We start from the raw sequence: 25,580 nt of genomic DNA, 5'->3' as shown, positions 1-25,580 counted from the left end.
CGCTGTTGGGTGGAGTGTTGCAGGTGACGACCTGCCACGCCAAGCTGGAGTGGAATGGTGCGGAGGAAGCTGATGGCCGATCTGATCGAGACCGTTGAAGACGGCGTCGCCACGCTGACTTTGAATCGGCCGGAGAATTTGAACGCGTTGTCGGACGAGATCCGGCTGGGGCTGCTCGAGTCGATCGCGCGGCTGGGCGCGGACACGGCAATCGGCTGTATCGTGCTGACTGGGGCGGGGCGGGGGTTCTGTGCCGGCGGCGACGTCAAGACGATGGGCAGCCGGTCAGCCAGGCCGTTCGAGGAACGCGCGGGGGGCATCCTGCAATCGGGCCGGGTGCCGATGCTGATGCACAACACCGCGAAGCCGATCATCGGCATGATAAATGGAGTCGCGGTCGGCGCGGGATTGGGGATGGCGACTGCGTGCGATGTGCGGGTGGCGGGGCGGTCGGCTCGTTTTGGGACCGGATTTATCAAGATTGGTTTGTCGGGCGATTGGGGCGCGACATGGACGCTGACCCGGCTGGTCGGCACTGCCAAGGCCAGGGAGTTGTTCTTCACCGGCGACATGATCGACGCGGATGAGGCGTTGCGGATTGGGTTGGTGAACAAGGTTGTTGACGACGCCGAGCTGATGACGACGACGATGGCGATGGCGCGGCGGATCGCTTCGATGCCGCATGTCGCGCTGGGTTACACCAAACGGAACCTGGCGGCGGCGGAGACCGGCAATTTCGTCGGCTGCATGGACATCGAGGCGTTCAACCAGGCGCGGTGCTCGCAGTTGGAGGATCATCGCGAGGCGGTGGCGGCGTTCAAGGAAAAGCGGCGGCCGGTGTTCACCGGGCGATAAGCGATGCGGGTGTTGAATACGCTGCCGCAGGCGGATCTGCGGCTGACGGCGGCGTCGGCGATCGCGTCGGAGGCGGCCGGTTATGACGGTCTGCTGACGATGGAGAACAAGCACGATCCGTTTCTGGCGCACGCGATCGCCGCGGTGAACACGAGGCGGGTGGAATTGGGGACGTCGGTTGCGATCGCGTTTCCGCGCAGCCCGATGGTGGTGGCGAATGCGTGCTGGGACTTGCAGAACGCATCGCTGGGGCGGTTCGTGCTGGGGATCGGGCCGCAGATACGCCCGCATAACGAAAAGCGGTTCAGTGTAAATTGGACCGCGCCGGCGCCGAGGCTCCGCGAATATGTGCAGGCGCTGCGGGCGATCTGGACTTCGTGGCGGCAGGGCGAGAAGCTGGATTTTCGCGGTAAGCATTACACGTTCACGCTGATGCCGCCGTATTTCGTACCGCCGTCCACCGGTCAGCGGATGGTGCCGATTACCTTGGCGGCGGTGGGCGAGCATTCGTTGCGACTGGCTGGGGAAGTGGCCGATGGGGTGCGCCTGCACGGGTTCTGCACAAGGCGCTACATCGAGGAGGCGATCGTCCCCAGGGTGCGCGAGGGTATGGTTCGGACCGGACGGGTGCGGGAGCATTTCGAGATAACCGGCGGCGGGTTCGTTGCCACCGGCAAGGACGCCGAGGCGGTGGCGAAGGCGTTCGAGATCGTGCGCGGTCGGGTGGCGTTCTATGGCTCGACGCCGGGCTATTGGGGGGTGCTGGAGCTGCACGGATACGGCGATCTGGGGCGCGAACTGAACGCCATGTCGAAGGCGGGAAAATGGGGCGAGATGGCCGGTCGGGTGTCGGACGATCTGGTGCATCTGTTTGCCGCCGTCGGGACGCACCAGGAAATCGCGGCGCGTATCGATGAACGGTTCGGGGGCTTGAGCGACGCGTTGAATTTGCGGGCGGATTCGTCGGCTGCCGGTGGCGATGTGCCGACGGATGTGATTGGGGAGATCAAGCGGATCGCGACGCCGTTCCGGGGTTATCAGACGGCGTGGTGATCGCGGTCATGGTTGTTGCCATTGCAACCAGTTGGTGACGGCCTGTCCCATGACCTTTTCCTGGTCTTTGGGGTTGAGCCAGGGCAGTTCCTCGGTGAAGAACGTCACGCATTGACGATAGCTGCATGGCATGCGGGTGAGGTCGGTGCCCCAGAAGAAGCGGTCGGGGCCGAAAGCGTCGAAGATGCGATGCAGGCCATCCTGGATGTCACGGAACGGGTAGGACTGTTGCGAATATCCGGGCGCTCCGGTCGCCTTTATGGCGACGTTGGGCAGCTTGGCTAGCGGCAGCAGGTCATCGAGGGTGGCGAAGGCGTCCTGGCCTTGGGCGGACCGCACCAGGCCGAGGTGATCGACGATCAGTTTCAGATTCGGATGGCGCTCGGCGATCTGCTTGAATCGCGGCAGGAAGCGCCAGGCCATGGTGGCGATCGGGGTGCCGGCTTTTTCGGCCGCCGGCCATAGCCAATCCATGGTGCCGTCCTGGTGCCAGGTTTCCTGGCCGTCGCGGGTCAGCGACCAGCGCAGGCCGACCATGCCGGGCTGCTGTTTCCAGGTCTCGATCCGTTTGCGCTGGGACGGGTCGTCGAGCGGAAACCAGCCGAGGCTGCAGAATTTTTCGGGGTATTTGACCGCCGCGTCGATCGCCATTTCGTTCGAGTGCGGGTCCCAGCTTGGCGGATGCAGCACCGCGCTGTCGACGCCGGCTGCGTCCATTTCGCCGATCAGTTCGGCGGCGGTATAGACCGAGGTCTGGCGGTGTTGGCCGCTGGGTTTGCCGCTGCCCCAGATATGAACCTGGGCGTCGATGATGCGCACGGGCGTTGCTCCGTTGTTGCGACAGATGTTCGCCCCTTGCCGGGCGGGATGCAACCGGGCCACACAGGGACGACAACAGGGAGTGTGTCGTGTGCTGGATCGGGTACTGCTGACCAATGACGACGGGATCGACGCGCCGGGCATGGCGGTGATGCAGGAGATCGCGGCGCAGGTCGCGCGCGAGGTCTGGGTGGTTGCGCCGGAACACGACCAGAGCGGGCAGTCGCACGCGATCAGCCTGCATCACGCGCTGCGCATCAGCGAGCGTGGCGAGCGGCGCTTCGGGGTGACCGGCACGCCGGGCGATTGCGCGGCGATCGGGCTGTGTCATCTGATGAAGGATACGCCGCCGCAACTGCTACTGTCGGGGGTCAACCGCGGATTGAACCTGGGGATGGAGACGGTGTTTTCCGGGACGGTGGGCGGTGCGATGACGGCGATGATGCTGGGCTGCCCGGCGCTGGCGCTGAGCCAGGCGTTCAGCAACCGCGACGCAGTGCCGTGGGACACCGCGCGGACGCTGGGGCCTGACACGATCCGCCGGCTGTGGGCGATGGGATGGGGCAAAAGCGCTGTACTGAACATCAACTTTCCACCGGTTCCGGCGACCGAGGCGGGGCCGATGACGTTGGCTCGGCAAGGCGAGGGCGCGGTGGCCGGGATGGACGTTGAAACGCGGGTCGATCCGCGTGGGATGACCTATCACTGGCTGAATTTCAAGCGCGGCAACATCCAGCAGGGGCCGGAGAGTGACTATCGGGCGATGCGGGCGGGCAAGATCGTTGTCACTCCGTTGCGATATGATCGGACCGATGACGAGGCGTATGGCGAACTGGCGGCGCATCTGCCGCGATTGGTGGATGCCAAATCAGCCTGACTGACCGCCGGTGACGTCGATCGTCAGTCCGGTGACGAAATCGGCGTCCGACGAGGCCAGGAAGCAGATCACCTTGGCCTGGTCGGACGCTTCCGCCACGCGGCGCAGCGGGGTAGCCTCGAGTTGAGCGGTCTGCGCTTGGGGCGAGCGCTGATTCCAGTGCGGGCGGATGCGTTCGGTCAGCGTCAGGCTTGGCGCGATGGCGTTGATGTTGATGCTGTGGGGCCCGAGTTCGAAGGACAGCTTGCGGGTGAAGGCGATGATGCCGCCCTTGGCGGCGGCATAGGCGCTGCCGCTGGCCACGCTGACGCCGCGGCCGGCGATCGAGGCGAGGTTGACGATTTTTCCAGACCGCTGTTGTTTCATTACCGGCACGACAGCGTGGGTGAATAGGAAGGTGCCATCGAGGTTGAATTTTATCACCAGTTGCCAGTCATCCAGCGAATGTTCCTCGACGTTGGCCGATGGCTTGGCGATGATGGTGCTGCCGCCGACCGCGTTCACCAGGATATCGATGCGGGAGAAGTGCTTGACGGTGTCGGCGACGAAGGCGTCGACCTGGGTCTGGTCCAGCGCGTCGCAGAGGCGGGGATGTGCACGATCACCGAGCGCAGCGATGGCAGCGTCGAGTCGTTGCGGATGATTGTCGATACAAATCACAGTCGCGCCCTCTCGCACCATGATCTCAGCGGTTGCTCGGCCGATGCCGCTGGCGGCGGCCGTGATCAGGGCGATCTTGTTTTCAAATCGCATGATGTAGCCTTGGGTTTTTCAATTCAACCGGGCGGCTTGCGCCATCACTTCGATGGCCTCGGGCTGACGCGAGCGGACCGTGAGGCTGGTCGCGCCGGATGATTCCCAGGCGCGGAAACGGTCGCGGATGCGCACCGGTGGCCCGACCAATGATTTCATATCGACCCATTCGTCGGGCACCGCGGCGATGGCTTCTTCCTTGCGATGGGCGAGGTAGAGTTCCTGGATACGGTCGGCGGCTTCGCCAAAGCCGCGGCGGATCATCTGGTCCTTGTGGAAATTCTTGTCCTTGTGGCCCATGCCGCCGACGTACAGCGCGACCTCGGGCTTCAGCCTGGCCAAGGCGGATTTCACGTCGTCGGCGATCTCGACGTGGATCGAGGCCTGGATTTCGAAGTCCTTCAGGCTCTTGCCGTTGCCGGCGCGGCGGAAGCCTTCCTGCAGCCAGGGTCCGTATTCTTCCATGCAGCCGGGGACGAAGCCCATCGGCAGCCAGCCGTCGGCGATTTCCGCTGTCAGCTTCACGGTCGATTCGCTGCCGGTTGCGAGATAGATCGGGATATCGGGGTTCATGTGCAGGATGGATTTCAGCGGTTTGCCGACGCCGGCGGCGCCTTCGCCGGTGTATGGCAGGGTGATTTCGTGCCCTGTATGGGTCAGCGGTTCCTGGCGCCGGAAGATCTTGCGCATGATGGCGACGTAGTCCTTCAGGCGGTAATACGGCCGTCCCCACGGCTGTCCATACCAACCCTCGACGATCTGCGGTCCGGAGACGCCGAGGCCGGCGATGAAGCGGCCGCCGCCGGCCATCGCATCGATGGTTGCCGCCGACATCGCGGCGTTGGCTGGAGTGCGCGCGGCCAATTGCATGATGCCGGTTCCCAGGTGGATTTTCCGGGTCACCGCGGCGAGGAATGCCAGCGGGGTCACGGCATCCGATCCGTATGCTTCGGCCGACCAGACCGAGTCGTAGCCGAGTTCCTCGGCGCGCTGGACGAGCGACACCGGTAGATCCATTTTGGCTTTGGAATATCCGATCGAGAGGCCCAGCTTCATGGCGAACTCCTGATCAGCCGGCGGCTGCGATTCGCTCTTTTTCCGCCATGCGCTGCTTAAGTTGTTCCGGAGTCATCCGGACGATGTCTTCGTTCTGGTGGGCGTAGAGGTCGTATCGGTCGGTGTCCAGATCCTGGAGCACGATGCGGCCGGACAGCACGTCCTGTTTCCGTTCGTCCTGGGCGTCGTGCCGGGCGTGGAATTCCGGCATCACCTCGCGGGCGAACAGGTCGAGGCTTTCGCAGATGTCCTGATGGCTGGTCTTGCCGGCCTGGTTCAGCAGGATCACCTGATCGACGTGGGCGGCTTCGAATTGGCGCAGGCGTTGGCGGATGGTTTCGGGCGATCCGATCAGGCCGTTGCGCAATGCGGCCTGCGCTTTCTCGGTGTGGCGCCAGTCCTGGTATTCACGCCACAGATCGCCCTTGCCGGGTGCATCGACACCTTTTCGTCCGTAATACGACAGCGCGAATATGAAGAAGGTCCAGCCGGCGGCCTTGTCCAGCGCTTCCTGATCGGTGGGGGCGCACATGAAGCCGTTGACGATGGCGACGTTGGGATTGGTTGCGTAGTCGGCAAGGCGGCGCGGCTGGTGCAGGAACATGTTGTAGTATTTGTGCACCCAGGCCTTGGCGGCGTCGGGGGAGACGAAGCTGAAACCGAGCGCGCCCATGCCCCACTGGCCGGCCTCGCCGATGGTGCGGATGTTGGAGCATGCGACCCATAGCGGAGGGTGGGGTTTCTGATACGGTTTCGGCACGACATTGCGGGCCGGGAATTCGTGGTATCTGCCGTGAAATTCCCAACTGTCCTTTGTGAACATCGGGATGATGGCCTGCACCGCTTCCTCCCAGCGGTCGCGTTTGTCGCGGACGCGGACGCCGAACGGGTGCAGTTCGGCGGGGCCGGCGCCTTCACCCATGCCGAGTTCCACCCGTCCGCCGGAGATCAGGTCGAGCGTTGCCACTCTTTCGGCGACGCGGTGTGGTTGATTGGTGGTTAGTTGGACGATGCCGTGGCCGAGGCGGATCTGTTTGGTGCGTTGACTGGCGGCGGCGAGGAACACTTCGGGGGCCGGGGAGTGGGAGTATTCTTCCAGGAAGTGATGCTCGACTTCCCACATGTAGTCGTAGCCGAGGTGATCGGCCAATTCGACCTGCAACAGGGAGTCCTGCAATAGCTGATATTCGCTGTCCGCCGTCCATGGGCGGGGCAACTGGTGTTCGTAGAAGACCCCGAATTTCATTAGACTTCTCCCTATGGCGCTGCTTCCCGACGCTTGCACCCGACCAGGCGAGCGTCAAGGTTGCGCTGCAATCGTGTTGGGAGCGCGTGATCTGTCCGTGTTTGTTAGCGCGTGAAATGTCCGGAATGTTCGCCGCCTGTTCGAGAGGTAGGACATGCGGCGACAACGGGCTTTGTGGGGTGTTTTCGTGAGCCGGTTCGAGGCCGCGCTGGAGCGCTTTTGCCATCGGCGTCTGAGCGCCGATCAGGCCGGGGACCTGCTTGGTGTATCGGGTCGGCAGTTCCGCCGTATGTGCGTCCGGTTTGACGACGAAGGCGTCGAGGGACTGCGCGACCGGCGCCTACGGACGGCGTCGCCGCGGCGTGCTGACACCACGGAGATCGGTCGGATGTGCGCGCTGTATCGTGACCGATATCGGGATTTCTCGGTCAAGCACTTCCACGAGACAGCGCGCCGCGAGCACAACTACAAGCTCTGTTACACGGTCACCCGGCTGGCGCTGCAATCGGCTGGACTGGTGCAAAAGGCGACGCTGCGGGGCAAGCACCGCAAGAAGCGCGAGCGGCGGCCGCTGCCTGGCATGCTGCTGTTTCAGGACGGCTCGACGCATTGCTGGCTACCCGGCACCGCCGCCCAGCAGGACCTGATCGTCACCCTCGATGATGCCACCGGGCACATCACCTCGATCTTCCTGACCGAGCAAGAAGGCACCATGTCGAGCCTGCGGGGACTGGCTGAAACGATCCAGCGGCACGGGCTTTTCGGGGCGTTCTACACCGATCGCGGCTCGCATTATTTCCTGACGCCGGAGGCCAGTGGCAAAGTCGACAAACAGAACCTCACCCAGGTCGGCCGCGCCCTGGCACAGCTCGGCATCCGCCACATCCCGTCCTATTCGCCCGAAGCGCGCGGTCGCATGGAGCGGGCTTTCGGCACGCTGCAAGGTCGTCTTCCTCAGCAACTGCGGATCCGCGGGCTGGCCAGCGCCGAGGTTGCGAACGTGTATCTACGAGAGGTCTTCATGCCCGACTTCAATGCCCGCTTCGGCGTCGCGGCATCCGAGGCAGGATCCGCCTTTGTCGCCTATGTCGGCGCTCCGTTGGCGGATACGCTGTGCCTGCAAGAGGATCGCCGTGTCGGGCGGGACAACTGCGTGTCATGGCGCGGCAAAACGCTGCAGATCCCCGAGCAGACACACCGCCATCACTACGTCCGGGCGACGATCCGGGTGCATGAATACCCTGATGGCGGTCTGGCGATCTTCGATGGGCCGCGCTGCTTGGGCCGCTATGACCGCGACGCCGTAGCCATCCAACCAACCGTTCCGAGGGCCGCCGCATGACCATGCCATTCAACACTCCGGCGAAAGACACCGGTGGATTTGTGCATAACGCAAGCGCGTTACACACAACTCCACCGGCGCATCAAAAACCACCGAGATGGACATTTGATTTGTTTTATCAGGCGGACATCTTCACGCGTCACGGACAGGTTGCGCTGCAATCGGCGCGCGTCTAGCGTTCGCGGAACGATAGAGTGGGGGAAGCGAACAATGAAGACGCGCGCGGCGCTGATGTTGTCCGGTGAGCTAATCTTCTATTGCTTGACGGCGCCGACGCCATCGGTTGCCAGTGTCCATGATTTGCTGATCGGGTTGGACCAGAAGGTGACCTATGAGGCGAATGGCCCGGTGACCGGGGCGCCCGGCAAGGACGCGGTGCTGGTGATGGACGTCTCCGATCCTGCAAAGCCGCGTATCCGAGCGTCGTTGCCGCTGATGAATTCGCTGCTCGGACCGCCGACCAATCTGCAGATCACGCCGGACGGCAAGTTGGGGCTGGTGGCGAACTCGGTGGTGACGAAACAAGAGGGCAGCGCTTGGAAGACCGCGCCGGACGACAAGCTGTTCGTCATCGACCTGGATGCCAATCCGCCCAGGCTGGCGGATACCGTAACGGTCGGGAAACAACCGTCGGGGCTGGCGATTTCCCGTCAAGGCGACCTGGCGCTGATTGCAAACCGAGCGGGCAAGAGCGTCTCGGTGTTATCGATCGAGAACGGGGCGGTGAAGTCACGGGGCGATGTGCCGCTGGAGCAGGAAGCGGCCGCGGTGGCGATCACGCCCGACGGCAAACGCGCGTTCGTCTGCCTGAACCTGGTCAACAAGATTGCCGTGCTGAGTATCGACGGCCAGAAGGTGACCTATGACAAGACGATGGACATTCCGTCGGCGATCTTTCCGTACAACATCGATGTCACGCCGGACGGAAAATATGTCATTGCGTCCAATATCGGTGCGATGAAGAACAACGCTGACGCCGAGGTGGTGATCGAGGCCACCGGTGCGCATCCGCACGTCGTCGGCATCACGTCGCCTGGCACCTCACCCGAGGGTTTCGCCATTGCCCCTGACGGCAAGACGGCCGCGGCGGCGATGGCGCAGGGGTCGGGCGCGAAGCAAGGCGACTGGTTCAAGACCAAGGGTGGCGAATTGGCGATCATGTCGATCGAGCCGAACGGCGGTCTGGCGGCTTCCGGCTTCGCACCGCTTGGGGCGTTGCCCGAGGGCATCGCTTACAGTCCCGACAGCGCGTATGTCTACGTCGGTAACTACATCGACCAGGACCTGCAGGTGTTCCGGCTGGCCGGTGGCAAGCCGACCCAGGTGGGACCGGCGATCAAGCTGCCCGGTCAACCGGCGTCGATGCGCGGTCTGGCGCGGTAGCCTGGGGGTGGTTTAGGGTAGCCTGCAAAGGTCGGGAGGACGGTCATGAAGCTGGCATTTTTTGACGAGTTCAAGCTTGGCGTGGTCAAGGGCGACACGATCCATGACGTGTCCGCGGTGGTGAAGGATATCCCGCACGCGGGACCGGGCGATCTGATGAATAGCCTGATCGGAGGGTTCGACCTGTATCGGTCCAAGCTGGAGGCGGCGGCGACCGGGTCCGGCGCGAAGCTTGGCAGTGTCCGCATCCGGGCGCCGCTGCCGAAGCCGGGCAATATTGTCTGCATGGCGGTGAACTACATGGAGGACGGCACGCTGGCGAAGCCGGCGCCGATCAACGCGTTTCACAAGGCACCGAGCGCAATCATCGGGCCCGGAGATACGATGGTGCTGCCGGATGTGCCGGCGATTATCTTCGAGGGCGAGGCGGAGATGGCGGTGGTGATCGGCAAGCGCGCCTCCGCGGTGTCGGCCGCCGATGCGATGAGGCATGTGTTCGGCTATATCAATTTCATCGACGGATCGGCGCGCGGCCTGCCGCCGCCGGGCAACGTGTTCTTCCAGATGAAATCGCGCGATACGTTTGCTCCGATCGGTCCCTATCTGGTGACCAAGGAAGAGATCGAGGACCCGCAGAAGCTGCCGATCAAGTTGTGGGTCAATGGCGATCTGAAACAATCGTTCAATACCGATGACATGGCCCACAACATTGCCCGGTGCATCGAGTGGGTGACGTCGATCCATACGCTTGAACCGGGCGACATTCTGGCCACCGGCACCAACCATCGCGGCCTGTCCAGTTTCATGGACGGCGACGTGGTGGAACTGGAAACCCAGGGTCTTGGGCGGCTGCGGTTCAACATCCGCGACGAATTGAAGCGGACCTGGTCGCGCGAGACTCGACTGGATCGGCAGAAGAGGAACGAGGAAGGTCCGACGCATCAATTGACCGGCAAACACGCAAAGACAGCCTGAGGGGTCTGGAAAGAGAGAGCCATGGCTGATTCCGAAATCATCAAAGTGCGTCAGATGCTGGCGGCTCGGCCTCGGGCGACTGAAGTCGCACAGATGCGCATCGATGCCGATGAACGTTCCAAGGCGTTCGTTCTGCCCAGCGATGTGACGGTGCAGCCGGTGAACGCCAATGGTGTGAAAGCGGAATGGACGTCGACGCCGGGCGCGGATTCATCGAGCGTGGTCCTGTATCTGCACGGCGGCGGCTACGTCATCTGTTCGTTGCAGAGTCATCGGCACCTGATCGCCGAGATCGGGCGCGCGGCTGGTGCGCGAACCCTGGGGATCGATTATCGGCTGGCGCCGGAGCATCCGTTTCCCGCCCCGGTGGAAGACAGCCTGGCGGCGTATCGGTTTCTGCTGGACAGCGGGATCAAGCCGAACCGCATCGCCCTGGCGGGCGACAGCGCGGGCGGGGGGCTGGTGGTGGCCGCCATGCTGGCGATCCGCGAGTCCGGCTTGCCGATGCCGGGGTGCGGCTGGTGCATCTCGCCGTGGGTGGACATGCAGGCGCTGGGCGCGTCATTCGTCGATCGCGCGGAAACCGATCCGACGGTGCAGAAGGCGACCATTGAAATGATGGCGCAGTGGTATCTCGGCGGTGCCGACCCGCGCCATCCGCATGCCTCGCCGATGTATGCCGACCTGCGCGGGCTGCCGCCGTTGCTGATCCAGGTCGGGGCGGCGGAGACGCTGTTGGATGACTCGATTGCCCTGGCGCGTCGCGCCGGTGTGGCGGACGTGCCGGTCGAGTTGCAGATCTGGCCGGAAATGATCCACATTTGGCACATTTACTTCCCGATGCTGGCCGCGGGGAGGCGCGCGATTGCCTCGGGTGGGTCGTTCGTGCGGAACGTTATTCGCGGGGCGTGATTGCGGGCTACTCGGCGGCGATGCGGGATTTTTGGGCGGCGTTGGCTTTTACCACGACCTTGATGGCGTCGTCGACACGGTCCTTGGCGTAGCGCAGCGCCGTTGGCAGGTCCGCCAGTGGGAAAGTGTGAGTGTGGATCTTGGTGGCGTCGAAACGCTTCTGTCGCATGAAGGCCTCTGCGCGGTGAGTGGCGCTTTTGCCTTCGCCGCGGATGCCGTGCAGAGTGATGTTGTTGCGCACGATACTGGCGATGTCGATCGCCGCCGGTTCGTGCGGGAAGGCGGCGAGGCAGATGCGGCCGCCGCGGTTAAGCATCTGGGCTGCCTCATTCACCGCGTTCGGCGCGCCGGAACACTCGACCACGTAATCGACGCCGCGGCCGCCGTTCAGCCGGCGCACTGCGGCGACGGCGTCTTCGGTGCGGGCGTTAATGACGTGGTCGGCGCCGAGTTCGGTGGCCATTTTCAGGCGGTTTTCGCGGGTGCCGGTGAGCAGGACCGGGGATGCGCCGAGTGCCTTGGCGACGGCTACGGCCATCAGGCCGATCGGGCCGGGGCCGGTGACCACCACGCTTTCGCCCGCCACCAGTCCGCCGAGTTCGGTCAGGCCGTACATCGCGGTGCCGGCGGTGACGACCAGCGTGGCTTCCTCGTCTGACACATCGTCATCGATATGAATTAACGTGTTGATGTGGTTGATGGCGTATTCTGCAAAGCCGCCATCGGTGGTGAAGCCGTTGGCGCGGTGGCCCTTGTTCACGTTGCCATAGTTCAGGCCGTAGTTATGGCAGGAGGTGTACATGCCCTCGCGGCAACGCTTGCACTGGCCGCAGCCAGCGTGGATCTCGACCGTTACCCGGTCACCGATGGCGTATTCGTCGACGCCGGCGCCCAGGGCTGCGACGGTTCCCATGTATTCGTGGCCAGGGGTGAATCGTTTGTTGAACCGCAGGCCACCCTGGATCATCGCCGGCGGCCCGTGATGGATGATTTCCAGGTCGGTGGCGCAGATCGCCACCGCGTCGATGCGCACCAGCACCTCGGCGCGGGCCGGCACCGGGGTCGGTTTTTCGCCGAGTGTGAGTTGGCCGGGATCGCCTAGGACCCAGGCCCGCATCGTGTCGGGAACCGGGAAGTCGGCCGCGGTCTTGACGTTTGGATGCATATACATCGGCGTATCCTGACGGTGTCTTGGTTGCGCCCAGTTGTGGCGATGATGACACGCGGTGCGGGCGGACGAAAGCGGCACGGCCGGACGGCGGGTTGCCGTGCGTGGTGCGGCGCGCTATCGCGGATTGCCTGCTGACAAGAGAGGAACCGACCGATGGATGTTCGTTTTGATGACCGGGTGGCGATCGTCACCGGTGCCGGAGCCGGACTGGGCCGTCAACATGCGCTGCTGCTGGCGTCGCGCGGTGCCAAGGTTGTGGTGAATGATCCGGGCGGAGCGGTGGATGGAACCGGCGGGGCCAACGCCGCGGCGGACGCAGTGGTGGCCGAGATCAAGGCGGCGGGAGGAGAAGCCGTGGCCAGCTATGCCTCGGTGGCGGATGAAAAGGCGGCGCAGAGCATTATCGATACGGCCATGGGCGCCTGGGGGCGGCTGGATATCCTGGTGAACAACGCCGGCATCCTGCGTGACAAGGCATTCAACAACATGGCAATCGAAGACTACGAATTCGTCAACCAGGTCCATCATTTCGGTACCGTTTATTGTATCAAGGCGGCGTGGCCGATCATGCGCAAGCAGTCTTATGGGCGGGTGGTGGTGACCACCTCCGGCTCCGGCACGGTGGGCAATTTCGGCCAGGCCAACTACGGCGCGGCGAAGATGGCGGTGAACGGGCTCATCAACGTGCTGCGGCACGAGGGTGCGAAATACAACATCCGCTGCAATGCGATCTCGCCCTCGGCCTATACGCGGATGACCGAATCGCTGCTGCCGCCAGATATCGCGCCGTGGATGAAGCCGGAGTTGGTGTCGCCGGCGGTGGCGTGGCTGTGCAGCGAGGAGTGCGACCAGAACGGTGAGATCATCGCCGCCACGGCGGGCGGCTATGCTCGGGTGCAGTATTTCGTCACTGAGGGCAAGCAGTTCGATCCGGCGGAACCGGTCACGATCGAAATGGTGCGTGAGGCACTGGGCCAGATCCGCGACCTTTCCGGTGCGAAGCCGTATTTCGGCATGATGGGCAACGTGGTGGAGAAGCTGCGCGAGATGGGGCGGATCAAGTAGGGCCTGTGCGGCACGGACATTGACTTTGTCGCTATATCCAAAGGGTTGGAATACTAGGTAAGCTCGCTGTTGAGCGCGCCGTCGAGAGCAGCGCCGGCACGGAGGATGGGAATGGGACAGACCGCTGCGGCTGCCGGGTGGGGGTGGGTTCGCAACATTTCGCGCTATCAGTGGATGGTCTTCCTGGTTGCCTGGCTAGGGTGGTCGCTGGACAACACCGATTTCGGCCTGTTTGCCCTGGTCTTGCGGCCGGCGACGATCGAGCTGTTGGGCGGCCATCCGACCGCGGCCGATATCGGGCGGGTTGGCGGCCTGCTGAGCATGGTCGGGCTGCTGGGCTGGGCATTCGGTGGCTTCGCGTTCGGCATTATCGGCGATTACTTTGGCCGCGTGCGAACACTGATGGTCAGCGTCGCCGTGGTTGCGGTGTTCACCGCGCTGCAAGGCTTCAGCCAAAGCACCCTGACCTTCGGCATCTGCCGGTTCATGACCGGCGTCGGCACCGGTGCGGAGGTCATTCTGGGCATCCCGCTGGTGGCCGAGGCGTTCGCCGACGTTCATCGCGCGAAAGTGCTGGGCATCATGATGACCGGTGGCGGCTTCGGTAGCCTGATCGGTGGCCAGCTTTATGCCTTGGTCGGACCGTACGGCTGGCGCTACGTCATGTTCGCTGGCGTGCTGCCTGCGATCATCCTGGTGCTGCTGCGCCGCGGGCTAGACGAGCCCGAGCGCTTTCAGGTCGTCGAGGCTCGGCGCAAGGCGATCCGAGCGCAACGTGAACAATCGGTGGCGGATCAGGATTACATGCGGTTCACTCCGGCGCAGTTGTTTTCGCCGGCGTTGCGCTACAGCACCTTTATCGGGGTGCTGTTTTGTCTGGGCACTCTGCTGGCGATTTGGACCAGCGCGATATGGTTGCCGACCATCCAGGGCCAGTTGCTGGCGCTTCAGGGCATCACCGGGCCGGCGGCGGCCCCGTTCATTGGCCATGGCATGATGTTGTGGGGACTGGGCGGGATCATTGGCTACGCCACCTTCGGCTTCATCGCGGATGTGATAGGCAGGCGAACCACGATCATATTCTATAACGTCGGGACTATCGCGGTCGGTCTGTATATGTATCTGTGGGTCGATACGTACGACCTGTATCCGTACCTGCTGCCGGTGTTTGGGTATTTCGTGTTCGGTGTGTTCTCGGGTCATGCGGTCTATCTGCCTGAACTGTTCCCGACGCATGTGCGGGCGACGGCGGTGTCGTTCTGCAACGGAACCGGTCGGGTGATCACCAGCTTCGGGCCGCTGGTCGCCGGACTGCTGGTCGGTGCGATGGGCGGGTCGTTCACCAAGGCCACCGCGGTGATCACGTGTTTCGCGGGGCTGAGCATCATCGCAGCACTGTTGGGCCGGGAGACGAAGGATGAGATACTGCCGGAGTAAAGGAGAGCAAGCATGCTGAAAGTTCTGGCTGCCGGTCCGCTGGGGTTGATGCTGAGCATGGGTCTGGCCCAGGCAGCGGACGCGCCGCACGCCTTGCCGGCCCCGGTGGTGGATGCGCCAGCGGTTCATACTCCGGGAGAGCAGACGGCGGTGTTTTCTGGCGGCTGTTTCTGGGGCGTGCAGGGCGTGTTCGAGCACGTGAAGGGGGTGACGCGGGCGGTGTCGGGTTACGCCGGCGGTCATGTCGTGAACCCTGATTATGAGCAGGTCAGTTCGGGCGACACTGGCCATGCGGAATCGGTTCGTGTGACGTTTGATCCGGCCCAGGTGAGCTATGGCACGCTGCTGCGGATCTTCTTCTCGGTGGCACTGGATCCGACGCAGAAGGATCGGCAAGGCCCTGACTGGGGCACCCAGTACCGATCCGAGCTGTTCGTGGATGGGCCGGAGCAGAAGCGGATCGCGACGGCCTACGTGGCGCAACTTGACGCGGCGCACACGTTCGGCCGTCCGATCGCCACTCGCATCGATCCTGCCGGCCCGTTCTATCCTGCCGAGGCGTATCATCAGGATTACCTCGACCTGCATCCGGACGCAGCCTACATCGTGATTAACGACCTGCCGAAGGTGCAGGCGTTGCGGACGTTGTTTCCCGAGTGGTGGCAGCCGGCGCCGGTCAAGGTAGGCAAGCTGGCGTCAGGGGATTAGCTAGAGCCGCAAGAATGTTTCGAATGCGGCTTGGTAGTCGGGGTGCCAGCGGGACAGCGGCGGGCGATTCTGGGTGATGTCATGGGTGGCCCACAGCATGCGCTTGTTGTCGATGGCGCGGGTGACGTCGTTGTCTGGGCAGATGATGTAGAAGTCGCCGTTGCTCATGCCTTGCACCAGCATGTCCACGACCTGGTCGGGGGTCCATGCGCCGGGCGGCTTCTCGGTTTCGCCGCGGCTGGTCATGCCGGTGAAGGTCGAACCGGGCACCAGCAGATGGGCGCTGATGCGGGCGACTTGCTCATTGCGCAGGCTGTGGGCGAGCGCCTCGGTGATGACCTTTATGCCCGCCTTGCTAACGTTGTAGGCGGTGTCGCCGGGCGGACAGGTGATGCCTTGTTTTGACCCGGTGTTGACGATGGCGCATGGGTTTCGTTGCGCCAGCATCGGTGGGGTGAAGGTCTGCACGCCATTGATCACGCCCCAGAGGTTGACCTCCAGCACGGTCCGCCAGCGGTCGATGTGATCGTACGGGCCGCCGCCGGGGGCGGTGCCGGCGTTGTTCATCAGCAGCGCGACCTCACCGAAGCGGGCATAGGCGGCGTCGCGAAGAGCCTGCACGGACTCGAGGCGGCTGACGTCGGTGGGCACGGTCAGCACCGCGTCGGGGCCGCCGGGCGCGGCGGCGGCTACCTGGTCGGCGGCGCGACGCAGTGCCTCGGGCGACAGGTCGGCGAGGCAGACCTTCAGGCCCATGCCGGCGAAACGGGTGGCGGCGGCGAGTCCGATGCCGCTGGCAGCGCCAGTGATGACCGCGACGCGGCCGCGGGTGAGGGCAGGGTGCTGCATCATGCCGGGTCCGCTGCGAAGTTCATTGCGACTCCGTTGATGCAGTAGCGCTGATGGGTTGGCGGCGGCCCGTCGGGGAAGACGTGGCCGAGATGGCTGCCGCAGGTGGCGCAATGGACCTCGGTGCGGATCATGCCCTGGCTGCGGTCAACCGTGTTTTCGACCGAACCCTCGATCGGATCGTTGAAGCTGGGCCAACCGGTGCCGCTCTCGAATTTCAGTTTGGTTTCGAACAACGGGGTATCGCAGCCGGCGCAGGTGAAGCGGCCGGGGCGTTTTTCGGCCAGCAGCGCGCAGCTTCCGGGTGCCTCGGTGCCGTGGGAGCGCATCACGTAGTATTGTTCCGGGGTCAGCAGGCGGCGCCACTCTGCGTCGCTATGGGTGACGGGATAGGTTTTCTCCAGCATCTTCGGTCTCCTGTGGCTGACCGACGCTACATCGGTTCGACATATGGGCGCTACAAGCGGCCGGCGGCTCGGTTATCCGGCAGGTGGGTCGCGATGTAGCAATGGCTACAGCGCCGTTGAGAGGGCGGGCCGGGGATGGTGTCGCGACGTTTTCTGCTCAGCGGCCTGGCCGCGACGGTCGTCGCCGCGTCGCCGGACCCGGCGGTCCGGATCTATGCCGCGATGACGTTCCGCCCGGTGCTGGAACGCGTTCTGCAGGCCTATCGTGACGCCGGCGGGTCGGCGGTCGCGGCTTATGCCCCGACGCCGGTATTGATCCGTCAGCTTGCCGGCGGGGCTCTGGCCGACATTCTGTTGACCGCCGATCCGGCATGGATGGATGAGGCGGTGCGGCAAAAGCTGGTGCAGCCGCTGACGCGGTCCGATCTGTTACGCAACGAGCTTGTGCTAGCTGCCGCCGCGGGCAGTCCGACCGTCGGGACGATCACAAGCGGCTTTGCGCTGGCCGGGCTGTTGGCCGGTGGCCGGCTGGCGATGTGCGATCCCGAGCACGACCCGGCTGGGCGTTACGGCAAGCAGAGTCTGCAGTCGCTGGGCTTCTGGCCGATGGTGGAGGGTAATATCGCTATCGCCGAGAGTTCGCTGGCCGCCGTTGTGCTGGTGGATCACGGCGAGGCCAAGGCAGCGGTTTGTTTCAAGACCGATCTGCACGGCGATGAGCGAGCGGTGGCGGCGGGGGTGTTCCCGCCGGACTCGCACGCGCCGATCGTTTATCCGGTGGCGTTGGCCAGTACCGCCCGCGGCAAGAATGCCGCTGCGGCGCTGGCGTTTCTGCGGTCCGTCGAATCACTGCGCATTTTCGCCGATTTCGGCTATCTGCCGGCGGCCTGACCGACGGATCACTTGAAATGCGGGATGACGTCCGATGCGAGCAGTTCAAGAGTTTCAGTGTCGTTCTTGAAGGCACTGCTGATCATCAGGTCGACGCCGGCGTCCTGATATTGCCCGATCAGATCGGTGATGCCGGCTATCGTGCCGGCGAAACCGGGAAACGATTCGGCGACGTTCAGGCGGCGGCGTTTCGCGGTCAGCGCCGCTTCGTCGCGTGCCACCAGCAAGCCGAGGATGTTGGTTTTCTCGATCGCCTGATAGGGCCGCTGCTCGGCGTCGCAATGGCGGTGGAGGATGTCGAACTTGCGCTTCACGCCGGCTGGATCGCCGAACACGTTGCAGGCGTCGGCCAACCGCGCGACAACGCGTAGGGTGAGTTGCTCGCCGCCGCCGGCGATCATGATCGGCGGATGCGGCTGCTGTATCGGCTTCGGCTCCAGGATCGCGTCCTGGGCGTGGAAATACTTGCCGTCGAAGCTGGTGCGCCGATCCGTCCACATCTCCAGGATCAGCCGGACGGCTTCCTCCAACTGGCGGATGCGGACCGCCGGTCGTTCGGGGAATTCCCAACCGTATTGGCGATATTCGGTTTCGAACCAGCCGGCACCGATCCCCAGCGTCAGCCGCCCGCGGGAGATCAGGTCGACCCCGGCGGCGATCTTGGCGAGATGCGCCGGATTGCGGTAGGCGACCGAGGACGCCAGGGTGGCGAGGCGGATTCGGTTGGTCACCGCGGCCAACGCGGACAGTGCGGTCCAACCTTCGATGAAGGGTTCGTCCGCCGCGCCGACCGGCGGGATCTGGATCAGATGGTCCATCACCGAGAACCAGGTGAAGCCGTGGTTCTCGGCCCATTGCGCCTTGGCCTTGAGGGCGTCGAACGCGTCGGCCGGGTCGGAGCCGAAGACGAACGATGGGTTATGGATGCCGAACTTCATCAGCAGCCTCCTGTTGATCGCCTGGCTTCAACGTTCCGACCCGACACGGCGTTCCGGGTCTAGTCGGTCTTGATCCAGACCGCTTTTACGTTGAGGTATTCTTCCAGGTGCTGGACGCCGGATTCGCGGCCGTAGCCGCTCATTTTATAGCCGCCGAACGGTACTGCCGGGTCCATCGCTTGGTAGCAGTTGATCCAGACCGATCCGGCGCGGATGGCTTTGGCCAGACGGTGTGCCTTGCCGACATCGCGCGTCCATACGCCGCTGCCTAGGCCGAACTGTGTCTGGTTGCCGCGCTGGATGACCTCCTCGATGTCGGTGAACGGGATGGCGGAGATCACCGGGCCAAAGATTTCCTCCTGCGCGATGCGCATGTCGTCGCGCACGTCGGCGAACACTGTCGGCGGGACGAAGAAGCCTTTGGCCATCGCGCCTTCGGTCAACCGGTCACCGCCGGCCAGCGGACGTGCGCCCTCTTGCCGACCGATGTTGAGGTAGTTGGTGACCCGCGTCAGTTGCTCTTGCGAGACCAATGGGCCGACCTGGGTTTGCGGGTCGATACCGTCGCCGACGCGCAGCGTCTTGGAGAAATCGGCGACGCGGCCGACAAATTCGTCGTAGATCTTTTTTTCCACGAACAGCCGGGTGCCTGCTGAGCAGATCTGCCCGGAATTGGCGAACACCGCCATTCCCGCACCCGGCACGGCCTGCGCCAGGTCGGCATCGGCAAACACGATGTCGGGCGATTTGCCGCCGAGTTCCAGCGACACGCGCTTTAGATTTCCCGCCGAGGCGCGGATGATGGACTGCCCGGTGAGATGCGATCCGGTGAAAGCGACCTTGTCAACATCGGGATGGCCTGCCAGCGCGGCGCCGGCGGTTTCGCCGAACCCGGTCACGACGTTCACGACGCCGGGTGGGACGCCTGCCTCCAGGCACAGTTCGGCGAGGCGCAGCGGGGTCAGTGGGGCTTCCTCGGCGGGTTTCAGCACCACGGTGCAACCGGTCGCCAGCGCCGGGCCGATCTTCCAGATCGCGGCAGTCAGCGGGCCGTTCCAGGGGATGATCGCGCCGACTACGCCGACCGGTTCCTTCAAGGTGAAGGACACCATTTCGCCGGGCAGCGAGTTCTCGATGGTTTCGCCGTGCAGCGCTGTCGCCATGCCGGCGTAGAACCGCAGCATGCCGATGGCGCGTGCCCTGTTGGCGCGGGTGCGGGTGATCGGGGCACCCATGTCGAGCGTGTCGAGCGCGGCGAATTCCTCGATGTCGCGTTCCACCAGGTCGGCGACTTTCAGCAGGATGGCCTGGCGCTGGGCGGGCTTGAATTTGCTCCATGGGCCGTTGAAGGCGTCGCGGGCGGCGGCGACCGCGCGGTCGATGTCTTCGGCGTCGCCTTCGGCAACGCGGGCGAGGACTTCGCCGGTGGCCGGATTGTGGGTTTCGAAGGTCTTGCCGGAGGCGGCTTCCAGCCATTTGCCGCCGATCAGCATGCGCTTGGCCTTGCCATCCAGGAACGGATGGACCTGTGTCATGACGTTCATCGTGTCAGACGCTATTCCCAAATGAATATAGCGTGGGCGGTGCGACGAGTCTATCCGGGGGGTCTGCGATCCGGCTTCAGATCGATCAGCGGAGTGCCGTCGAGGCAGTCCAGGCCTCGGACTTTCAGTGTGGCGCCATCGATGGCAACCAGCGCGACGACGGAGGATGCGATCGGATTGGGTCGCACCGGGGATCGCAGGGCGAAACTTCCGGTGGTCTGTCCGGTGCGGATCGGCGTTTGCAGCACCAGGTCGCGGCGGGCGCGGTGCATCCAATACAGCACCTGAATGCGGGGGTGCTCGGCGATGTCGGTCAGCGCCTGCTGCCAGCGCGGGTCGACGACGATCGAGCAGAGCGGGCCATCAAGCGTGCCACGTTTCGGGCACTCGCCGCGGACGCGCCAGGGGGTATGGATGGTGCCGATGAAAAACACCCCGGCATCGGCGTTCGGGGGAAGCGCGACCGCGACTTCCCCCTGGCGAAGCTGGTTGTCGTCATCTGGGCCGGACATGCGCCAACGGTGGCATCCGCGGCGGGTCCCGTCCAGGGGCGCGGGGCCTACAACGCGGCGGTGACGGCTTTTACTTCAGTGTAGTTGTGAAACACCTCGGCGCCCATCTCGCGGCCCCAGCCGGACTGCTTGTAGCCGCCGAACGGCAGCGAGGCATCGAACACGTTGTGGCAGTTGATCCAGACGGTGCCGGAACGAATGCGGCTGGCCAGTTTATGCGCCTTGCCTCCGTCTGCGGTCCACACACTGGCTGCCAGGCCATAGATCGTGTCGTTGGCGCGCTTGGCGATCAGCTCCAGGTCGTTATCGTCGAACGGTTCGGCGCAGACCACCGGACCGAAGATCTCCTCGCGGATCACTTTCATGTCGGGGGTGGTTTTTTCAAGTACGGTTGGTGCGACGAAGTAGCCCAGATTGCCCACCCGGTTGCCGCCGGTGGCGACCTGGGCGCCGGACCGACGGCCATCCTCGATGTAGCTGGTGACGCGAGAGAACTGCTCGTCCGAAACCAGCGGTCCCATCTCCGTGGTCGGATCAAGGCCGGGTCCCACCTTGATCTTGCCGGCGATGTCGGACACGCCGGCGACGACCTTGTCGTAGATCGACTTGTGGGCGTAGAGCCGCGACCCGGCGCAGCAACATTGTCCGTGATTGAAGAAGATTGCGTTTGCTGCGCCGGCTATGGCCATGTCGAGATCGGCATCCGGCAGGATGATCGCCGGCGACTTACCGCCGAGTTCCAGCGACACCTTCTTCAGGTTGCCCGCGGCGGCGTGAACGATCAATTTGCCCACTTCGGTCGATCCGGTAAATGCCACCTTGTCGACATCGGGGTGCGCCGCCAATGCCGCCCCGGCGGTTTCGCCGAAGCCCGTCAGGATGTTGACCACGCCGGGCGGGAAGCCGGCTTCCAGGAACAGCTCGGCCAGGCGCAGCGCGGTCATCGGGGTCTGTTCGGCGGCCTTCAAGACCACGGTGCAGCCCGCGGCCAGGGCCGGCGCCAGCTTCCAAGCCGCCATCAACAGCGGGAAATTCCACGGGATGATCTGGCCGACGACACCTACCGGCTCGCGCACCGTGTAGGACAGATATTCGCCCGGCAGCGACAACGGCAACTGTGTGCCGGTGATCTTGGTTGCCCAGCCCGCCATGTAGCGGAACATATCGGCCGCCAGCGGCAGGTCGGCCGCACGCGCGACCGCATAAGGCTTGTCGTTGTCGACTGATTCCAGCTCGGCCAGTTGCTCCAGGTCGCGCTCGATCAGGTCCGCCATCTTCCACAGCATCTTGCCGCGGCCGGATGGGCCGACCTTTGCCCAGACACCATCATCGAAGGCGCCGCGCGCGGCGGTGACGGCCAGATCGACGTCGGCGTTGTCGGCCTCCGGCACGTTGGCGATGACGGTTCCGGTGGCGGGATTGTAGACCGGAAAGGTCTTGCCGGATGCGGCCTGCACCAGCTTGCCGTCGATCAGCATGCCGGCGCGGCGACCGAGGAATTCGGTGGCGTACCGCAACCGCTGATCAAGCGCGATTGTATCAATGATTGCCTCTCCTGCTTGTTTCGGCCGCTCCGTGCTTGGCAGATGCGGCGCGGTGAGCCAATATCGTTGTAGCCAGTTAGATACTACGATGCGGCTCGGGCGAACGCGAGTCGTTATATCCGAATGGGATTAGCGTATGAGGGGACCCGCGCCGTCGATCGCGATCAAGACCAGCCCGGTGCTGTCGCGGCCGTTTGACCTCGGCGCCATCCCGCCGACGCTGGTCAAGCGTGAGGTGGCGCCCCGGCGCACGAAGATTTGGGAATTCAATACCAATCTGCACTGCTCGATCATCGGCACATGTCTGTCGACCGCGGAACTGCGGCAGGTGTTGAGGAAGTTCGGCATGGCGCCCGCCGGGTCCGGCGATCATGAGCTGCACGGCATCGCGGTCGGACTTGCGGGACGGCACGCCGACGCCGCCAGGCAGTTGCACAAGGCACTGGATCATCGCCACAAGCTGGCGGTCAGCCAGTTCGCCAAAGCCAGCACCGAGGACGCGGTGCGTGCATTGTGGCGCGACGCGGTGCGGCGTGGCGACATTCCAGGTGCCTATTGGGCGGTGCTGACGCATCCACTGACCAGTCAGGAGATCGTGCGCGAGGCTTTCGGCGAGGTGCACATGCTTTCGCACCTCATCGGATCGGCAAATCGAGCGGACATCAGGCGGCTGTGCCAGTTGGAGGCGGAGAAGGCGACGCTGGAGGCCAAGCTCGGGCGTCAGCAGCAGGCGCTGCACGACGCGGTGGTGACCCGTGATGAGCAGATCCGGCAATTGCGGCAGGCGCTGACCGAACGGATCGTTTCGGCAGCGGGGACCGATGTGCCGACCGACGAAACCGCGTTGCAGGGTCTTATCGCTGACGCCGGACGGCGCCTGGCAGTCGAGACCCGCCGGCGGATCGCGCTGCAGGAAAGGCTGTCTGCGATGCAGGCCGAGCGCGATGGCGAACGCGCGGGCCGGGTTGCGGCGGAGCGGATCGGCGCGGCGCTGCGCCAAGAGGTCGATGCGATCGAAGCCTCGCTGGCGGCGCCCCCGGAAAGCGCGCCGGCATTGCGGCTGGATGGCATGGTCCTGCTGTATGTTGGCGGCCGTCCCAACCAGGTCGCGCACATGCGGGCGATGGTCGAGCAATTGGGCGCGGAGTTTCTCCACCACGACGGCGGGGTAGAGAACCATCAAAATCTGCTGCCCGGACTGGTGAGCCGTTGCGACTCCGCACTGTTTCCGGTGGATTGCATCAGCCACGACGCAGCCAACATCGTTAAGGCATCGTGTCGCCAGGCGGCCAAGCGATTCGTCCCCCTCCGGTCGGCCAGCGTGACGTCTCTGCTGGCGGCGCTGCAAGCCCCGGCTCTGGCCAGAATCGCCGAAGCCGCCGAGTGATTGTGACCGCTGTGTCTTCGCGGCTATACCGTGGCCATGAGGATGCTGTCGGCGGAGGAGTGGGAGGCGGTCCGGCTGACGCTGGCGGTTGCCGCGCGCGCGGTCGGCTTCGGATTGCCGGTGGCGGTGATGTCAGCCTGGGTGTTGACCCGCTGGCGTTTCCCTGGACGGGCGGTGCTGAACGCGCTGGTGCATCTGCCGATGGTGCTGCCGCCGGTGGTCACTGGTTGGCTGCTGCTGATCGCCTTCGGTGTTCGTGGCCCGATCGGGTCGTTGCTGCAGGATTGGTTTGGCATCAGGCTGGTTTTCACCACGGCGGGGGCCAGCCTGGCATGCGCGGTGATGACGTTTCCGATCATGGTGCGGTCGATCCGACTGTCACTCGAATCGATGGATCGTGGACTGGAACAGGCAGCTCGGACGCTGGGGGCGGGGTGGCTGGACCGGCTGATAAACGTGACCTTGCCGCTGGCCTCGCCCGGCATCCTGGTCGGCGGCGTCGTCGGCTATGCCACATGCCTTGGTGAGTTCGGCGCGGTCATCACCTTCGCCGCCAACATTCCGGGACAGACACAGACTTTGCCGCTGGCGATCTACTCCGCGCTGCAGGTGCCGGGCGGGGAGTCCAAGGCGGCGGAACTGTCGATGGTCTCGGTGCTGCTGGCACTGGTCGGGCTGCTGCTGTCGGAGTGGATCAACAAGCGCTTGAATGCCGTGCTGGGACGATGACGTTCTCGGTCGCGTTGCGGCATCGTTTCCCCTCGATCCAGATGGACGTCGCATTCGAGGTTCCATCGCCCGGCGTGACGGCACTGTTCGGCCCGTCCGGTTCCGGCAAATCGACCATCATCAATGCCGCCGCAGGCTTGTTACGACCAGACAACTGTCGCATCTCGGTCGATGGCACGATGCTGGCCGACACCCGTTCGGGGGTATGGCTGGCACCGGAGCGACGCCGTGTCGGGCTGGTGTTCCAGGACTCGCGGCTATTCCCGCACATGTCGGTGGCGACCAATCTGCGGTTCGGCATGCGCCGGGTCGAGCCGGGGGCGATTCGCTTCGATGAGGTCGTCGAACTACTGGGGATCGGGCGGTTGCTGGACCGTCGTCCGAACACGCTGTCCGGCGGCGAGCGTCAGCGGGTGGCGATCGGACGGGCCTTGCTGGCGCAGCCGCATCTGCTGCTGCTGGATGAGCCTTTGGCAAGTCTGGATAGCGAGCGCAAGGCGGAAATCCTGCCGTTCCTGACGCGGCTGAAGACGGCGTTGCGGCTACCGGCGCTGTACGTGACCCATTCCCTGGACGAGGTTGCCGGGCTGGCGGATTCCCTGGTACTGATCGAGGCGGGGTCTGTGATCGGCTTCGGTTCGGTGTCGGAGGTCGCGTCGCGCGCCGATCTGCCGTTGGCTCGGCGTGACGATGCCGGCGGCTTGCTGCTGTGCCGGGTGGACCAACATGACGCAGCGCGCGGGCTGACCCGGCTGCAGGGCGGCGGCGTGGAGCTGTGGGTGACTTTGCTCGATCTGCCGCTGGGGGCGGAATGCCGCGCGCGAATCCCGGCGCGCGAGGTGATCCTGGCGGCGCGGCCGCCGGAGGCGATTAGCCTGCACAATATCGTTCCGGGTATAGTACGAAAGATCGCCGAGGACGTGGTGCGCCGCTCGGTAATCGTCGAGATCGGTCTGCCAAACGGCGGACTGTTGTCGAGGGTGACGGCGGATGCGGTGGTGCGATTGGGGCTGGCGCCGGGGCAACCGGTGCTGGCGCTGATCAAATCGACATCGATCGAGGTCTTGGGGCTGTAGGTTGCGCTGGGTCGCTATATCCGATTGGATATCGCGACGTGGCTGATGTGG

At 64.4% G+C, this 25,580-nt stretch carries 25 protein-coding genes; 14 read left to right on the top strand and 11 right to left on the bottom strand.

Translation table 11 applies throughout. From position 1 onward, the window contains the following. Positions 1-72 precede the first annotated feature (72 nt). Together ACQY4T_RS23775 and ACQY4T_RS23770 are read left to right on the top strand one after the other, a co-directional pair. Positions 73-855 (top strand): enoyl-CoA hydratase, encoded by a 783-nt coding sequence (locus tag ACQY4T_RS23775; protein ID WP_428535719.1) that lies wholly within the window; start codon positions 73-75, stop codon positions 853-855. Between the two features lie 3 nt (positions 856-858). Further along, positions 859-1,908, top strand: a complete 1,050-nt coding sequence (locus tag ACQY4T_RS23770; RefSeq protein WP_428535717.1) for a TIGR03617 family F420-dependent LLM class oxidoreductase — start codon at positions 859-861, stop codon at positions 1,906-1,908. A 6-nt stretch (positions 1,909-1,914) separates the two neighbouring features. Here ACQY4T_RS23770 and ACQY4T_RS23765 read toward each other — a convergent pair whose 3' ends face one another. Beyond that, positions 1,915-2,727 (bottom strand): amidohydrolase family protein, encoded by an 813-nt coding sequence (locus tag ACQY4T_RS23765; RefSeq protein ID WP_428535715.1) that lies wholly within the window; start codon positions 2,725-2,727, stop codon positions 1,915-1,917. Between the two features lie 91 nt (positions 2,728-2,818). Here ACQY4T_RS23765 and surE point away from each other — a divergent pair, with 91 nt between their 5' ends. Further along, entirely contained in the window at positions 2,819-3,604 is a 786-nt protein-coding gene (surE, locus tag ACQY4T_RS23760) for a 5'/3'-nucleotidase SurE (protein ID WP_428535713.1), read from the top strand. Here the strand turns inward: surE and ACQY4T_RS23755 are convergent. From ACQY4T_RS23755 to ACQY4T_RS23745, 3 genes are read right to left on the bottom strand one after another with little or no spacing between them, the layout of a single operon-like run. Next, on the bottom strand, positions 3,596-4,357 hold the full coding sequence (locus ACQY4T_RS23755) for an SDR family NAD(P)-dependent oxidoreductase (protein WP_428535711.1): 762 nt from the start codon (positions 4,355-4,357) through the stop codon (positions 3,596-3,598). The two genes, surE and ACQY4T_RS23755, sit on opposite strands and share 9 nt — an antisense overlap. An 18-nt stretch (positions 4,358-4,375) precedes the next feature. Further along, entirely contained in the window at positions 4,376-5,413 is a 1,038-nt protein-coding gene (locus ACQY4T_RS23750) for an LLM class F420-dependent oxidoreductase (protein WP_428535709.1), read from the bottom strand. 13 nt (positions 5,414-5,426) lie between these two features. After that, a complete protein-coding gene (locus ACQY4T_RS23745) occupies positions 5,427-6,659 on the bottom strand; it encodes an LLM class flavin-dependent oxidoreductase (RefSeq protein WP_428535707.1) in 1,233 nt (410 codons plus the stop codon). Positions 6,660-6,846: 187 nt separating this feature from the next. Between ACQY4T_RS23745 and ACQY4T_RS23740 the strand changes: the two genes are divergently transcribed. From ACQY4T_RS23740 to ACQY4T_RS23725, 4 genes are all read left to right on the top strand, one after another. Then, positions 6,847-8,001: an ISNCY family transposase gene (locus ACQY4T_RS23740; protein ID WP_428535705.1), complete on the top strand. Its 1,155-nt coding sequence runs from the start codon at positions 6,847-6,849 to the stop codon at positions 7,999-8,001. A gap of 210 nt (positions 8,002-8,211) precedes the next feature. After that, a complete protein-coding gene (locus ACQY4T_RS23735; protein WP_428535703.1) occupies positions 8,212-9,384 on the top strand; it encodes a YncE family protein in 1,173 nt (390 codons plus the stop codon). Between the two features lie 45 nt (positions 9,385-9,429). Then, positions 9,430-10,359: a fumarylacetoacetate hydrolase family protein gene (locus tag ACQY4T_RS23730; RefSeq protein ID WP_428535701.1), complete on the top strand. Its 930-nt coding sequence runs from the start codon at positions 9,430-9,432 to the stop codon at positions 10,357-10,359. 21 nt (positions 10,360-10,380) lie between these two features. Next, complete coding sequence (locus tag ACQY4T_RS23725; RefSeq protein WP_428535699.1) at positions 10,381-11,271, top strand: alpha/beta hydrolase; 891 nt, start codon at positions 10,381-10,383, stop codon at positions 11,269-11,271. A 7-nt stretch (positions 11,272-11,278) separates the two neighbouring features. On the opposite strand, the gene ACQY4T_RS23720 is transcribed toward ACQY4T_RS23725, so the two are convergent. Beyond that, the gene (locus tag ACQY4T_RS23720; protein ID WP_428535697.1) at positions 11,279-12,442 is read right to left on the bottom strand and encodes a zinc-dependent alcohol dehydrogenase; all 1,164 of its coding nucleotides are present in this window, start codon (positions 12,440-12,442) and stop codon (positions 11,279-11,281) included. A gap of 153 nt (positions 12,443-12,595) precedes the next feature. Between ACQY4T_RS23720 and ACQY4T_RS23715 the strand changes: the two genes are divergently transcribed. The 3 genes from ACQY4T_RS23715 (at position 12,596) to msrA (ending at position 15,652) form a co-directional block, all read left to right on the top strand. Next, positions 12,596-13,507 (top strand): SDR family NAD(P)-dependent oxidoreductase, encoded by a 912-nt coding sequence (locus ACQY4T_RS23715; protein WP_428535695.1) that lies wholly within the window; start codon positions 12,596-12,598, stop codon positions 13,505-13,507. Between the two features lie 111 nt (positions 13,508-13,618). Continuing rightward, positions 13,619-14,944, top strand: coding sequence for an MFS transporter (locus ACQY4T_RS23710; protein ID WP_428535693.1), 1,326 nt, complete (start codon positions 13,619-13,621; stop codon positions 14,942-14,944). A gap of 12 nt (positions 14,945-14,956) precedes the next feature. Beyond that, positions 14,957-15,652 (top strand): peptide-methionine (S)-S-oxide reductase MsrA, encoded by a 696-nt coding sequence (gene msrA, locus ACQY4T_RS23705; RefSeq protein WP_428535691.1) that lies wholly within the window; start codon positions 14,957-14,959, stop codon positions 15,650-15,652. Here the strand turns inward: msrA and ACQY4T_RS23700 are convergent, their stop codons facing one another. Next, positions 15,653-16,504 (bottom strand): SDR family NAD(P)-dependent oxidoreductase, encoded by an 852-nt coding sequence (locus ACQY4T_RS23700; RefSeq protein ID WP_428535689.1) that lies wholly within the window; start codon positions 16,502-16,504, stop codon positions 15,653-15,655. Then, entirely contained in the window at positions 16,501-16,908 is a 408-nt protein-coding gene (gene msrB, locus ACQY4T_RS23695) for a peptide-methionine (R)-S-oxide reductase MsrB (RefSeq protein ID WP_428535687.1), read from the bottom strand. Before msrB ends, ACQY4T_RS23700 begins: the two co-directional genes overlap by 4 nt. Before the next feature lie 135 nt (positions 16,909-17,043). Between msrB and modA the strand changes: the two genes are divergently transcribed. Beyond that, the gene (gene modA, locus ACQY4T_RS23690; protein WP_428535685.1) at positions 17,044-17,799 is read left to right on the top strand and encodes a molybdate ABC transporter substrate-binding protein; all 756 of its coding nucleotides are present in this window, start codon (positions 17,044-17,046) and stop codon (positions 17,797-17,799) included. An 8-nt stretch (positions 17,800-17,807) separates the two neighbouring features. Here the strand turns inward: modA and ACQY4T_RS23685 are convergent, their stop codons facing one another. From ACQY4T_RS23685 to ACQY4T_RS23670, 4 genes are read right to left on the bottom strand one after another with little or no spacing between them, the layout of a single operon-like run. Further along, entirely contained in the window at positions 17,808-18,737 is a 930-nt protein-coding gene (locus ACQY4T_RS23685; RefSeq protein ID WP_428535683.1) for an LLM class F420-dependent oxidoreductase, read from the bottom strand. A 59-nt stretch (positions 18,738-18,796) separates the two neighbouring features. After that, the gene (locus tag ACQY4T_RS23680) at positions 18,797-20,272 is read right to left on the bottom strand and encodes an aldehyde dehydrogenase family protein (RefSeq protein ID WP_428535681.1); all 1,476 of its coding nucleotides are present in this window, start codon (positions 20,270-20,272) and stop codon (positions 18,797-18,799) included. Between the two features lie 59 nt (positions 20,273-20,331). Then, the gene (locus tag ACQY4T_RS23675) at positions 20,332-20,793 is read right to left on the bottom strand and encodes an SAM-dependent methyltransferase (RefSeq protein ID WP_428535679.1); all 462 of its coding nucleotides are present in this window, start codon (positions 20,791-20,793) and stop codon (positions 20,332-20,334) included. Between the two features lie 47 nt (positions 20,794-20,840). Then, the gene (locus tag ACQY4T_RS23670; protein WP_428535677.1) at positions 20,841-22,310 is read right to left on the bottom strand and encodes an aldehyde dehydrogenase family protein; all 1,470 of its coding nucleotides are present in this window, start codon (positions 22,308-22,310) and stop codon (positions 20,841-20,843) included. A gap of 163 nt (positions 22,311-22,473) precedes the next feature. On the opposite strand from ACQY4T_RS23670, the gene ACQY4T_RS23665 reads away from it, so the two are divergent. The 3 genes from ACQY4T_RS23665 to modC are packed head-to-tail and all read left to right on the top strand — an operon-like array spanning position 22,474 to position 25,529. Then, a complete protein-coding gene (locus ACQY4T_RS23665) occupies positions 22,474-23,724 on the top strand; it encodes a DUF2325 domain-containing protein (protein WP_428535675.1) in 1,251 nt (416 codons plus the stop codon). Positions 23,725-23,760: 36 nt separating this feature from the next. After that, complete coding sequence (modB, locus tag ACQY4T_RS23660) at positions 23,761-24,453, top strand: molybdate ABC transporter permease subunit (protein ID WP_428535673.1); 693 nt, start codon at positions 23,761-23,763, stop codon at positions 24,451-24,453. After that, positions 24,450-25,529, top strand: a complete 1,080-nt coding sequence (modC, locus tag ACQY4T_RS23655) for a molybdenum ABC transporter ATP-binding protein (RefSeq protein WP_428535671.1) — start codon at positions 24,450-24,452, stop codon at positions 25,527-25,529. Before modB ends, modC begins: the two co-directional genes overlap by 4 nt. Positions 25,530-25,580: the final 51 nt, after the last annotated feature.

The organism is Rhodopila sp. (genome assembly GCF_965277825.1).
Classification (GTDB): domain Bacteria; phylum Pseudomonadota; class Alphaproteobacteria; order Acetobacterales; family Acetobacteraceae; genus Rhodopila.
The sequence above is the reverse complement of the archived record's forward strand: the minus strand, read 5'-3'. Positions and strand labels throughout refer to the sequence as shown.